At 70.6% G+C, this 13,199-nt stretch carries 6 protein-coding genes; 4 read left to right on the top strand and 2 right to left on the bottom strand.

The window, feature by feature from the left end:
* Positions 1–49: 49 nt before the first annotated feature.
* Positions 50–5,365, bottom strand: coding sequence for an excinuclease ABC subunit UvrA (uvrA, locus tag LZ198_RS01580; protein WP_253970042.1), 5,316 nt, complete (start codon positions 5,363–5,365; stop codon positions 50–52).
* A 181-nt stretch (positions 5,366–5,546) separates the two neighbouring features.
* Between uvrA and LZ198_RS01575 the strand changes: the two genes are divergently transcribed.
* The 3 genes from LZ198_RS01575 (at position 5,547) to LZ198_RS01565 (ending at position 9,833) form a co-directional block, all read left to right on the top strand.
* Positions 5,547–6,545 carry a S1 family peptidase gene (locus LZ198_RS01575; RefSeq protein ID WP_253970041.1) on the top strand — a complete coding sequence of 333 codons (999 nt, stop codon included), beginning with the start codon at positions 5,547–5,549 and terminating at the stop codon, positions 6,543–6,545.
* 380 nt (positions 6,546–6,925) lie between these two features.
* On the top strand, positions 6,926–8,827 hold the full coding sequence (locus LZ198_RS01570; protein ID WP_253970040.1) for a M12 family metallopeptidase: 1,902 nt from the start codon (positions 6,926–6,928) through the stop codon (positions 8,825–8,827).
* A 253-nt stretch (positions 8,828–9,080) separates the two neighbouring features.
* Positions 9,081–9,833 (top strand): hypothetical protein, encoded by a 753-nt coding sequence (locus LZ198_RS01565; protein ID WP_253970039.1) that lies wholly within the window; start codon positions 9,081–9,083, stop codon positions 9,831–9,833.
* Between the two features lie 10 nt (positions 9,834–9,843).
* Here the strand turns inward: LZ198_RS01565 and LZ198_RS01560 are convergent, their stop codons facing one another.
* Positions 9,844–10,488 carry a DUF2378 family protein gene (locus LZ198_RS01560; protein ID WP_253970038.1) on the bottom strand — a complete coding sequence of 215 codons (645 nt, stop codon included), beginning with the start codon at positions 10,486–10,488 and terminating at the stop codon, positions 9,844–9,846.
* 289 nt (positions 10,489–10,777) lie between these two features.
* Here LZ198_RS01560 and LZ198_RS01555 point away from each other — a divergent pair, with 289 nt between their 5' ends.
* Positions 10,778–12,910 (top strand): PAS domain S-box protein, encoded by a 2,133-nt coding sequence (locus LZ198_RS01555; RefSeq protein ID WP_253970037.1) that lies wholly within the window; start codon positions 10,778–10,780, stop codon positions 12,908–12,910.
* Positions 12,911–13,199: the final 289 nt, after the last annotated feature.

Below are 13,199 nucleotides of genomic sequence, written 5' to 3'. Positions count from 1 at the left end.
AGGCCCGCCCGCATTTCACGGCCTTCTGTCGGCCCCGCGACACGGCCCCCTACCCGTGACGCGCGCCCCCCACGCCGCGGCGGGAACTCCGGGATTCCTCACCGGAGAAGTACGACTTCAGCACACGGCCCGTCGCCGTCTTGAGTTTCGAGACCTCGCGAGGCGTCCCCGCGCCGACGATGAGCCCGCCGTCGTCGCCGCCCTCCGGCCCCAGCTCCACGAGATGGTCCGCGGCGCCGATGACGGACGGGTGGTGTTCGATGACGACGAGCGTGTCACCGCGGTCCACCAGCCGGCCCATGAAGGTGATGAGCTTCTCGACGTCGCCCAGGTGCAGGCCGGTGGTGGGCTCGTCGAGCACGTACAGCGTGGGCACGTGCCGCGACGACGCCGTCAGCTCCGACGCCAGCTTCAGCCGCTGCGCCTCGCCGCCGGAGAGCGTGTTGGAGCCCTGCCCCAACTGGAGGTAGCCCACGCCCAGGTCGGACAGGCACTCCAGCGGCGCGGACACCTTGGGCAGCGCCTTGAAGACGTCCTTGGCCTCGTCCGCGGACAGGCGCAGCACGTCGCCGATGGACAGCCCGTGGTAGCGCACCTCCAGCGTCGCCGCGTCGAAGCGCGCGCCGCCGCACGCCTCGCACGGGGTGACGACGTCGGGCAGGAAGGACATCTCGTGGGAGATGGCGCCCTGCCCCTCGCACGTGGTGCAGCGCCCGCCGCTGGCGGTGTTGAAGGAGAAGCGCGCGGCGGAGAAGCCGCGAATCTTCGCCTCGGGCGTGGCCGCGAAGGCGCGGCGCAGCTCGTCCCAGATGCCCAGGAACGTCGCGGGCACCGAGCGCGGCGTGCGGCCGATGGGCGACTGGTCCACCGACAGCACCCGCTTGACGGGCTCGACGCCGCGCAGCGAGTCGAACGGCCCGGGCTTCACGGACACCCGCTCCAGCGCCTCGCGCAGGGCCGGGTACAGCACCTGGCGCACCAGCGTGCTCTTGCCCGAGCCGGACACGCCGCTGACGACGTTGAGCCGCCCCAGGGGAAGCCGCAGGTCCACCCGCTTCAGGTTGTTGGCGCGCGCGCCCTTCAGCTCCAGCCACTCCTTCGGCTCACCCCGGCCGGAGGGCGGACGCACCTGCGCGGCCCTGAGGGCGGCGGCGGTGGGCGAGTCGCTCTGGAGCACCACGTCCGGAGGCCCCTCCGCGATGATGCGGCCCCCGCCGCGACCTCCCGTCGGGCCCAGGTCCAGCAGGTGGTCCGCGGCGCGGATGGTGTCCGAGTCGTGCTCCACCACCAGCACGGTGGAGCCCGTGGCCACCAGCGCGCGCAGGTTCTCCAGGAGCCGGTGGGTGTCGCGCGGGTGCAGCCCGATGGTCGGCTCGTCCAGCACGTACATGGCCCCGGTGAGCCCCGCGCCCAACTGGGCCGACAGCCGCAGCCGCTGCATCTCCCCGCCCGACAGCGAGGCCGCGTTGCGGTCCAGCGACAGGTAGCCCAGCCCCACGCGCTCCAGGAACTCCATGCGCCGCAGCAGCTCCTGTCGCGACGGCTCGCCCAGGAGCGCCCGGTCGCCCTTGAACTTCCACCCACGCACGCGCGTGAGCGTCGCCGCGACGGACTGCTGCACCACCTCGTGGTAGCGCGCGCCCTCCAGCCGCACGCCCCGGGGCACCGGCGCCAACCGGCTGCCGCCGCACGCGCGACACGCGGCCGTCTCGCCCTCCGCCATCGCCGTGGGGCCGCCCTGCACGCCCGTGCCCTCGCACGACTCGCAGGCGCCCTGCTTCGTGTTGAAGGAGAACCAGCGCGGGTCCAGCTCCGGCACGGCGGTGCCGCACTTGGGGCAGGTGCGCTCGGTGGACAGGAGCGTCTCGCCCTTCGCGTCGCGGACCTTCAGCGCGCCCTGGCCCCAGCCCAGCGCCTTGTCGAACACGTCGCGCGGCAGCTTCGCCAGCCGCCCCTCGTACATGACGAGGTCGATGTCGTGCTCGCGCGTCTTGGCCAGCCGGGGCGGATCGTCCGTGGAGGCCACCTGTCCGTCGACGATGGCCGTCGTGAGGCCCGCGCGGGCCGCCGCGGCGAACACGTCCAGGTAGGTGCCCTTGCGCGAGCGCACCGCGGGCGCCAGCACCGTCCCCTCGCCCTTCATCGCGGCGAGCTGCGCGTACAGCACCTCCGGCGTCGTCGCGGTGATGGGGGTGTCGTCGCGGGGGCAGTGCGGCTCTCCCAGCTTCGCGTACAGGAGGCGCAGGTAGTGGGCGACCTCCGTCACGGTGGCCACGGTGCTCGTGGCGCCCGCGCGCGACGTGCGCTGCTCCAGCGCCACGGACGGCGGGATGGAGCTGACGCGCTCCACGTCCGGCCGGGGCATGGTGGGCAGGAACTGCCGCGCGTAGGGGCTGAGCGTCTCCAGGAAGCGCCGCTGCCCCTCCGCGAACACCACGTCGAAGGCCAGCGAGCTCTTGCCCGAACCGCTGGGCCCGGTGACGACGGTCATCTTGCCCAGGGGGATGCGGCACGAGACGTCCTGGAGGTTGTGCTCGCGCGCGTGCTCCACCTCGATGGCGGGCGGGGCCTCCTTGCCTCCTGCCTTGCGCGGCTTCACCGGGCGCCCCAGCGGCTTGCGCTCGCCCCGCAGGGCCACGGCCGTGGCGCCCTGGCCCCGGGCCACCGCGTCGGGCGTGCCCTCGGCCACGAGACGACCGCCGTCGCGGCCGCCCACCGGCCCCAGGTCGATGAGCCAGTCGGACGCCTTCATCACCGCGACGTCGTGGTCCACGACGATGACGCTGGCGCCCTTGTCCACCAGCGCGTGCAGCGCGGCGATGACGTGGCGCACGTCCTCCGCGTGCAGCCCGGCGCTGGGCTCGTCGATGAGAAACAGCGTGCCCTTCGCCTCGCTCGCCAGCGCGCGCGCCAGCTTCAGGCGCTGGGCCTCGCCGCCGGAGAGCGTGGACAGGGGCTGTCCCAGGGGCAGATACCCCAGGCCCAGGCGCGCCGCGGGGCCCAGCGTGCGCTGGAGGGCCGCGTCGCTCCCGAAGTGCTGGAGCACCTCGTCCACCGTCATCTCCAGCACCTGCGCGACGCTGAAGCCCTGGTGACGGACGGCGAGCACCTCCTCCTTGAAGCGCCGGCCGCGGCACACCGCGCACAGCAGCGCCACGTCGGCGAGGAACTGCATCTCCACCGTCTCGTAGCCCTCGCCCGCGCAGGCCTCGCAGCGGCCCTTGTCCACGTTGAAGGAGAAGTGCGCCGGCGTCAGGCCCCGCACCTGCGCGTCCGGCTCCGCGGCGAAGCGCTCGCGCAGCCGGTCCCACGCCTTGGTGTACGTCGCGGCGTTGCCGCGCGAGGTGCGCCCCAGCGGCGACTGGTCCACGAAGGTGACGGCCTCCACCGCCTCCGCCCCCTCCAGCGCGTCCACCGCGCCCGGGGCCTCCACGTCCTTCACGCACAGGCGGCGCGCCAGGTGCCGGTAGAGGATTTCATCCACCAGCGTGCTCTTGCCGGAGCCGCTCGGCCCCGTCACGGTGCACAGCACGCCGAGCGGCACGCCCACCGTCAGCGCCTTCAGGTTGTGCTCACGCGCGCCTCGCACGCGCAGGGCCCCGGTGCGCTCACGCGGCGCGCGTTTCGCCTCGTCGCCGCCCGCCAGCAGCCGCCCCGTGGGCAGGTCCTTGCGTCGGGCCAGCGTCTCCGGCGGGCCGTCGAAGCACAGCGTCCCGCCCTCGCGTCCCGCGCCGGGCCCCAGCTCCAGCACGCGGTGCGCGGAGCGGATGACCAGCGGGTCGTGCTCGATGACCATCGCGATGTTGCCGCGCTCGGCCAGCTCCGCGATGGCCTCCGTCAGCGGCGGTACGTCCCCGGGGTGCAACCCCACGGTGGGTTCGTCCAGCACGAACAGCGAGCCCGTCAGCGACGTGCCGAGCGCCGCGGTGAGCGACACGCGCTGCGCCTCGCCCCCGGACAACGTGCGCGCCTGACGGTCCAGCGTGAGGTAGCCCAGGCCCACGCGCAGCAGATAGCCCAGCCGGTTGAGCAGCTCTCGCCGCGCCAGCTCGCCCTGCCCCGTCCTCGCGCGCAACGCCTCCAGCCGGGACACCGCCTCGCTCAGCTCCAGGCCGTGCCACGCGGGCAGGTCCAACCCGCCCACGCGGTACGCCCGCGCCTGCTCGTTGAGGCGCGCCCCGCCGCAGCTCTGGCACAGCGTGTAGGCGCGGTAGCGCGCGAGCAGCACGCGCACGTGCATCTTGTACGTGCGCGACTCCATCCACCGGAACCACGCGCGCACGCCCGGGTAGGCCCGCCCCTCGTCGTAGTCCCCCGCGCCCTCCAGCACCGACTCGCGCTGCGCGGGTGTCAGCGCCCCCCAGGGCGCGTCCATGGGGATGCCCTGCGAGCGGCACCAGCGCTGGAGCATGGTCCGCTCCCACTCGGACGACTTGCCCGACCAGGGCCGGATGGCGCCCTCCGCCAGGCTCAGCGCGGGGTTGGGGATCACCTTGTCCCAGTCGATGCCGATGGTCCGCCCGAAGCCGCGGCACGCCGCGCACGCGCCCACGGGCGACTGGTAGCTGAACAGCCCGGGACGTGCGGGCTCGAACTCCCGGGCGCACTTCGGGCACACCAGCCCCCGTCGCACGCGCCGCGCCTCCTGGCCCTCGACGAGCACCACCGCGTCGCCCTCCGCGCGCGCCCACGCGTCCTCCACCGCCTGCGTCACGCGGGACAGGTGCGCGTCCGTCAGCTTCACGCGGTCCACCAGCACGCGCGCGACGCCCGCCGGGTCCGTCGCCTCCGAGGGGCGCAGCGACTCCAGCTCCTTCACCTCGCCGCCCACCAGCAGCCGGTGGTAGCCGTCCTTGAGCAGCCGCGCGCGGATGCCCAGGAACGACGCCGTGTCGGGGATGCGCAGCGGGAAGGCGATGAGCGCCGTCACGTCCGGCGTCGCGGCGATGAGCCCCCGGGCCGCCGCGCGCGCGTCGGTGTGTACGGCCTCCACCCCGCACTTCGGACACACGGGCATGGCCTCGCGCGTGAAGAGCGCGGACAGGTACGGCTCCGCGTCCGCCAGCGTGGCCACCGTCGAGCGCGAGCTCTTCACCGGCGCGCGGCGATCCACCGCGACGCCCGCCGCCACCGGCTCCAGCGCGTCCATGGGCGGACGCTCCAGCCGCTCGAGGAACTGCCGGGCGTACGGGCTGAAGCTCTCCACGAAGCGCCGCTGGCCCTCGGCATACAGGGTGTCGAGCGCCAGGCTGGATTTGCCCGCGCCGGACACTCCCGTCACGACGACGAGCTCCCCTTCCGACAGGTCGACGGAGAGGTCCTTCAGGTTGTGGGTGCGAGCGCCGACGAGGTGGGTCTTGTGCATTCGGGTCGGAGGTTTAACGACCTGACACTCCAATGCCATCGCCAAGTGAATCGGAATGGCCGGCGGCCCCCCACCGGGTTGGGAGTCGGGCGGGCGGCTTGATACAACGCCAGCGCGTGGGCGCTCGGAAGGCGCCCGTCCCAGGCGTCGGAGCACCCCCATGTGAAGCAGGAGGGCAGCCATGGCCGAGGGCAACGACAGGTCTCCTCCCCGCGAGGTGCTGGTCCACGCGACACCGTCCCTGGTGTTGCTGGAGGTCGACGGACGCGTCGCCTCGGGCTTCGTCGCCAGCACGCAGGGACATCTGGTCACCAGCCTCCACGCCGTGGCCGGCGCGCGCGTCATCCACGCGGTGATGGCGGACGGCGTGCGCGCGGAGGTCGTCCAGGTGGCCGCCCTGGATGAACGCAGGGACCTGGCCGTCCTGCGCCTGCCCCTGCCGGACATCGCCCCGCCCCTCTGCCTCCCCCGCGCGCCCCTGCCCGGCGAGGGAGACACCGTCTATCTGCTGCGTGCCATGGCCGGCCCGTCCCCCGAGGTGCGCAGCCAGCAGGTGCGCGCGGTGCAGGTGCTCGGCGACTGGCTCACGCTGCTGGAGCTCACGCGCACCCTCCCCGAGGAGTCCTCGGGAGGCCCCGTGCTGGATGCCCAGGGAGGCGTGGTGGGCGTGGCCACGGCGGCCCTCGCCAACGGCCGCGCGCTGGGGCTGGTCATCCCCACCCGCTACGTCGCCCCGCTGCTGCAGGGCCAGGGCACCGCGCCGCTGTCCACGCTGGAGATGCCGCGCCGCCGCGCGAGCCGCGTGCGACAGGTGCCCCAGCACCCGCTGAGCCTGCTGGAGGGCGCGTCATCGGACGCGGTGGAGTCCATGGCCACCACGCTCGGCCAGGCCATCAACGCCGGGGCGCCCGCGTACAACCGGGGCGACGTGGACGGCTGCTATCGGCTCTACGTGCGCACCGCCGAGCGCCTCATCGCCGCGTGCGGCGACTGTCCGGGGGCCCAGCGCGCGCTGCGCGAGGGCCTCAACCGGTGCGTGGGATTGGCCGACTCGGACGACCGCGCGTGGGCCCTGCGCGACACGTTCGACGGCCTCCTCGACGTCATCGGCCGGTGGCTCCAGGTCCGCCCCCTCCGTTCCGCCAAGACACCTCCGCCCCCCAAGACCTACTTCAACTGAGCCCTCCAGGTTCTCCGTCGGCCTCATCGAAATACAATCACGAGGCAACGATCAACCACAAAGCTTGACCAGTACATTGAAACATCGAAGGCGGGCCAGTGAAGTGCGACTGAAACGGACGGTGGCATGTCACCGCCACGTGTTAGGAAAATCCTCGCGACGCGACAAGAGCGGAGCGGCAGGACGAGTAAGGATTTTCGATTGACCGCGTCTACATGGATGACCTCTTGTTCAGCGTCGAGACCGGGCCGCAAAGACTGCACTCCATCTCCTTCATACGAACAACGCCTCGACACGACAACCACGGCAGGCAACACACCCTCACGTCGCGTGCCTCGCCTCGATTCCGTCCGCAGCGAAATAAGAAATCCTGAACCACCATGAAAAACATCCTCCCCCCTGTGCATAGACAGTTCATCCGACACGCACTCGTCACCACCACCATCCTGGTGGGCTGCAACGCATCGGAGTCCACGCCCCCACCACCTGCAGTGTCCGAGGCCGCTCAGGAAAACCGCGGGATCCCAGCCGACGCCCCTGTGAGGACGACATATTTGCGCATCGGTTCGAACCCTACCCTCCATGAACTGACGTACTCTGAGGTCAACGGGACAGCCATCTTCGAAGGAGACATCATCCTGGGACGCGTCTCGGACCTTCCGAAGTACCCAGGCGAGGTCTCCGCGCAGGGTATTGCCATCACCGGCGCCGGCTTCCGCTGGCCAAGCTCGCTGGTGCCCTACACCATCGATCCCAACCTCCAGAACCAGGAGCGGGTGAACGAGGCCATCCGACACTGGCAGGAACGCACCAACGTCCGGTTCATCCTAAGGGACGCGGCGGTTGCCGCGCTCTTCCCCGACTTCGTCACGTTCGAACGCCCTAACAACAACGATGTTTGCAGGTCACCTGCCGGAAGACAGGGTGGTCAGCAGATCCTTGAACTCGGGGACGATTGCACCACGGGGAACACCATCCATGAAATCGGCCATACGCTTGGCCTGTGGCACGAGCAGAGCCGCGAAGACCGCAACAACTTCGTGACCATCCTGTTCGCAAACGTCGAGGAAGGCCGCGAGCACAACTTCAATCAGCACATCTTGGATGGGGATGACCTGGGCACCTACGACTACAACTCCATGATGCACTACGGCACTCACGCGTTCTCGGCCAATGGCCAACCCACCATCCAGGTGCTCACACCGGGGGTCACCATCGGACAACGAACGGGGTTGAGCAGCGGGGATATCGACGCCACCCACGACCTGTATCCCACGCCCACCTATGCCATGGGCAATCGATTCTTCACGATGGACTACGACGGGGACGGGGACGACGACTTGGTCATCCGAGGTCCGGGGGGTGAGTTCTTCGCCTATCGCGCCAACGCTGGCACCTTCACCCGTGTGTCGGGAGACCTCATCGCCCTCCCCGATCTTTCGGACCGGCACGGCTGGTACAAGGAGAATCGCTTCTTCGTGGCGGACTACGATGGAGACGGCGATGATGACATCATTACCCGGAGCGCGAACGGGGAATTCGCCGCGTTGCGCTCCGAGCGCACACACTTCGTCAGCGCTGGTACCATCTTCAGCGACTCCTCCTTCTCAGATGCCAACAACTGGGCCACGGGCAACCGATTCTGGGTAATGAATTACGACGGAGATGGCGACGAGGACATCGTTGCCCGGTCCGCGAGCGGGAACTTCATTGCACTCCGCTCAGATGGCATCCACCTCACCAACGCGGGCGTCATCGCCACCACGAACCTCTCGGACTCTCAGGGATGGAACACCGGCCTGCGCTTCTTCCCGGCAGACTACGATGGGGACGGTGATGACGACCTCGTCACTCGCAACACGAGCGGGGTCTTCAATGCGCTGCAGTCGAACGGCAGCCAACTCGCCTGGACGGGGCCGCTCTACAGCAACGCAGGACTCTCGGACTCGAACGGATGGAACTCTGGCAACCGCATTTACGTCGCGAACTACGATGGAGACAGTGACGACGACTTGGTTCTCCGGTTCGGCAACGGCGAGTTCGGCGTGTTGCACGCCAATGCGGGCACTCTGGCGCTGATGAGCCTACACCCTGCCAGTACCCTGTCAGACGCGAATGCCTGGAACGATCCCCATCGATTCTTCGTCACGGACGCGGACGGCGACGGCGACGATGACCTCATCGCCCGCGACGCACTTGGTGTCTTCCGCCTCGTGAGTTCCTCTCCCATCGGGGTCACGCTCTACGGCAACGTCGCGACCACGACATTCCGCGACCCATGAGGTCGCTCGCGCCGGCCTGAAACCAGGCTCGGGTCGGCGCGGTCATCTTACACCCAGAGGTGACTCCACCTGCCAACGGGGACCTGGGTACCGACCAGACCCCGAGCTCATGGGGGAGTGCGCGTTCCATCCCCATGTCCACCGGGCTACGATGTCTGCAACCATGCCCGTCTGCCCTCGTTGCGCGCTGGATGAGCCCGGGAATCCTCCGGGCCTGTGTCCGCGGTGTTCCGATGAAGTCCTCGACGAGGGCATGGTCGCCTTCCTCGGACACGAGGGACGGGGCCGGGAGCGGCAGTCCGTGGTGGACGCGTATCGGGCCTCGCGGCTGCTCGTCCGGACCATCCCCCGGGTGTTCGACCACGAGGACGCCCGCTGGTCCTTCGCGGACGTCAACAAGGAGATGGAGTTCCACCAGAGCGCGGAGGGGTTCAAGGCGGCCTCGACGTCGCTCATCGTGCCCGGCGTCTCCCAGTACCTCTACCACGCGACCGGCATGCGCTACGGCTTCCTCTACAACGCCGAGACAGCCATCCTGCACAAGCTGAACACCGTCGACGCGAACAAGAGCGAGGACGACGGCAGGTCCATCATCGCCAACCCCACGCTGCCGCTGTTCAGGTTCGTGGGGCAGCTCAGGGGCAAGGGCTCGAACGAGCACAACGAAGTGGTCGCCACCCTCAAGCTCAAGGACCTGGTCGGCATCGTCCTGTGCAGGCTCGACACGAACAACCAGTCCGCGAACTGCGAGAAGATCGAGGTCGTCGCGCTGCGCGAATACCTCCGCACCATCCACGACGTCGCCGTCGACATCTATTGCTACGACGAGACGACCGGCGCCCTCGCCTGGTGGGACCCGGCCGGAGTGACCCTCTACAAGCTCAGGGCCACCCCCAAGCTGCCGGAGCCGGACTTCAGGGCCCTCCAGGAGCGCATCCTCAAGCGCAAGGAAGCCGCGGAGATGGAGTCGAAGGCGAGCTCGAGTTCGAGCTCGACCCACGTGTGAGCCGGGCCGCTCAGCCCGGGTCCTCCACCGGCGCGGGGTCCACGTCCGCGCCCCACCGCACCCTCAGCCGGTAGCCCATGGGCTGACGCTCCACCACCTCCACGCGGGGGCACACGCGCGTGCGGCGCAGCACCGCCGCCACCACCCCCGCGTCGAAGTCCGGCAGCGGGTCTCCATCCACCACCCGCACCGCCCAATCCCTCGCACCCAGCGGCTCCAGCGACATCTCCATGTCCTCACGGCCCGCCTTCAGGTACGTGGGCAGCCGCGTCAGGCACCGCTCCGTGCCCAGCAGTGGCGCCGCCGTGGCGAAGATGCGGCCCGCCAGCGTCCGCGCGAAACCCTCCACGTAATGCTGCCCCAACGCCCGGTTGGCCTGCTCCGGCGGCTGCCCCGCGCACGCGAAGCGCCGCGCCACGCCCAACGCGGCCCGCCATACCTTCAGCGGGTAGTGCGCCTGGGTCGCGTCCGGGTCATAGCCGATGTCCCGCAGCGACTGCGCGAACGCCCCCGAGGGCTTCAGTGCATGGTCGAACAATCCCTCGAAGTTGCGCCGCGGGACCTGCACCGCGCGCGACGGCGACCTCCGGACCTCCGCGACCCGCTCGTTCAGCCCCCGCCGGTCCATGCGCTCCCCCTCGAATCCATGGTCCACCCGTCACCCTACCAGCCCCTCCCGAGCGCCAGCCTCGCCACCTCCGGGCAATGAACGGCGGACCACACTTTTTACAACCCCGGGGCTCGTGCAACGATGGATCCTGAATGTGAGGAATTCCATGCGGGTCCTGATAGTCGCTCAGGGAGGGGCGGACCTGGCGCCACTGGAAGCCCAACTGGGTGCGAGGGGGCACACCGTCGTCCATGTCGCGCGCGACACGGAGGTGCCAGCGGCCTGGCGCTCCGGGCCGTGCGCGCTGGTGGTGGTGGACGCTCGGGACGAAGCCATGCGGGCGCCCCTCGTGCGCGCCCTGCGCAGCCTCCCGGAGGGCGCGGCGGCGGTGGTGCTCCTGGTGGGGCGCCGCGGCGCGCTCGCCGGCCTGACCGCCGCGCTCGAGGAGGGCGCGGACGAGGTGCTCGCGTGGCCGCTCGACGTGGACGAGGTGGACGTGCGCCTGGACATGGCCGAGCGCCGTCACGGCCGCCGCGAGTCGCGCGCGAACCTCACCTACGGCGACGAGCTGCGCGACACCATGCTGTCCGTCAGCCCGGTCCCCACCTCCATCACCACGCTGGACGAGGGCCGCGTGGTGGCCGCCAACGACGCGTACGTGCGGGCCTTCGGCTACACGCGCGAGGAGATGCTGGGCCGCACGACGGTGGACCTGCACCTGTGGGAGCGCTCCTTCGACCGCGCCCAGGTGGTGGAGCGGCTCAAGCAGCACGGCTCCGTGCGCGGCGTGGACGCGCGCTACCACACGCGCACGGGCGAGGTGCGCCACACGCTCCTGTTCATGGGCCTGGTCCCCTACAACGGCAAGCCCCACGTCATCTCCTTCTTCCCCGACATCACCCCGCTCAAGCAGGCCGAGGAGGAGGTGCGCCGCTCCGAGGTGAGCTTCCGCACCCTGATGCAGAGCCTGCCGGACCTGGTCGCCGTCTTCGGCCGCGACGCGCGCGTGCGCTACGCCAACCTCAAGGTGGCCCGCGCCCTGGGCTACACGGACGTGCGCGAGCTGGTGGGCAAGCACATCTCGGAGATGATTCCGCCGGAGGACTTCGGCTCCGCGGACGCGCGCATGCACGAGGCCATCCGCACCGGCCGCGCCGCGCTCCAGCAGCGGCGCATGGTGCGCCGCGACGGCTCCCTGCTGCACGTCGAGTCCACCACCTTCCCCCTGCACTTCGACGGCGAGGACTCCATCGTCTCCGTGGCGCACGACCAGACCGAGCGCCACCAGATGCAGGCGCGCCTGCTCCAGGCCGAGCGCATGGCGTCCGTGGGCACGCTCGCGGCGGGCGTGGCCCACGAAATCAACAACCCCCTGGCCTACCTCACCGCCAACCTCGCCTTCGCGCGCGAGGAGCTGTCCGGCCTGCCCACGCCCGCCGCGCCGGGGTTGGATCCCCGCCTGGCGGAGTCGCTCGCGGACGCGCAGGCCGCGCTCGCCGAGGCCCAGCAGGGCGCCGAGCGGGTGCGCACCATCGTCCGCGACCTCAAGACGTTCAGCCGCGTGGACGCCGTCGAGGACTCCGTCGTGGACGTGCGCCAGGTGCTCGAGTCCACGCTGAACCTGGCCACGACGGAGATCCGCCACCGCGCGCGGCTGGTGAAGACCTTCGACGACGTGGCCCCGGTGCGCGCCAACGAGTCGCGCCTGGGCCAGGTGTTCCTCAACCTCCTGGTCAACGCCGCGCAGGCCATCCCGGAGGGCGTGCCGGACCGCCACGAGATTCGCGTCAACGCGCGCATGACGGACACCGGCCGCGTCGTCGTGGAGGTGACCGACACGGGCGTGGGCATCGCCGCCGAACACCTGCCCCGCCTGTTCGACCCGTTCTTCACCACCAAGGCCCCTGGCGTGGGCACCGGCCTGGGCCTGTCCATCTGCCACAACCTCGTCACGGCGCTGGGCGGTGAAATCCTCGTGCAGAGCGCCCCCGGCCGGGGCTCCACCTTCCAGGTGATTCTGCCCCCCGCCGAGCGCCCCCGCCCCGACCCGGAGCCCCTCTTCCCGCCGGAGCCGGAGCCCCCCCAGCCCGCCGAGCGCCGCGGGCGGCTGCTCGTGGTGGACGACGAACCCCTGGTCTGCACCGCCCTGGGCCGCACCCTGCGCCCCCACCACGACGTCACCCTCGCCACCCGCGCCCAGGACGCCCTGGAGCGCATCGAGGCCGGCGAACACTACGACGTCGTCTTCTGCGACCTGATGATGCCCGGCATGAGCGGCATGGACTTCTACGCCACCCTCGTCCAGCGCCACCCCGACCACGCCCGCCGGGTCGTCTTCCTCACCGGCGGTGCGGTGACCCCCGCCGCCCGCGCCTTCCTGGAATCCGTGCCCAGCCCCCACATCGAGAAACCCTTCGCCGGGCGCGAACTGCTCTCCCTCGTCCAGGAGCGCCTGGCGCGCGTCTGATCCGAGTCATTGTCCACCTGTGGAGGAATCGGACAGGCTCATGCGCTGGCTGTCCTTCAATTCCCCAGCGCGTCCCCGGGCTTTCCCAGGCAGCGTCCGACGCCGCCCGCGCAACCCCGCAGTCTGATTGAGCCCAAACAAATCACATTCCCCAACCCACTGGATTTCCAGGGGATTTTTCGACCGCCTGCTCGCCTGGGCGGGGCTGGTACGCGGGTTGCTCTGGGGCTGACGCGCCGCACCGTGATGGACACGGTGGACGGTGTGGACAAGCGGGAGGGGGTAGGTC

The sequence above is a fragment of the Myxococcus dinghuensis genome (genome assembly GCF_024198235.1).
Taxonomy (GTDB): domain Bacteria; phylum Myxococcota; class Myxococcia; order Myxococcales; family Myxococcaceae; genus Myxococcus; species Myxococcus dinghuensis.
Note: the sequence above shows the minus strand (reverse complement) of the source record. Positions and strands in the feature narration are given on the sequence as shown.

Bases quoted from the DNA above. Each gene is read 5' to 3' on its own strand.
- uvrA (WP_253970042.1), bottom strand. From the start codon at position 5,365: ATGCACAAGACCCACCTCGTCGGCGCTCGCACCCACAACCTGAAGGAC.
- LZ198_RS01565 (WP_253970039.1), top strand. From the start codon at position 9,081: ATGGTCGCCTTCCTCGGACACGAGGGACGGGGCCGGGAGCGGCAGTCC.
- LZ198_RS01570 (WP_253970040.1), top strand. From the start codon at position 6,926: ATGAAAAACATCCTCCCCCCTGTGCATAGACAGTTCATCCGACACGCA.
- LZ198_RS01555 (WP_253970037.1), top strand. From the start codon at position 10,778: ATGCGGGCGCCCCTCGTGCGCGCCCTGCGCAGCCTCCCGGAGGGCGCG.
- LZ198_RS01575 (WP_253970041.1), top strand. From the start codon at position 5,547: ATGGCCGAGGGCAACGACAGGTCTCCTCCCCGCGAGGTGCTGGTCCAC.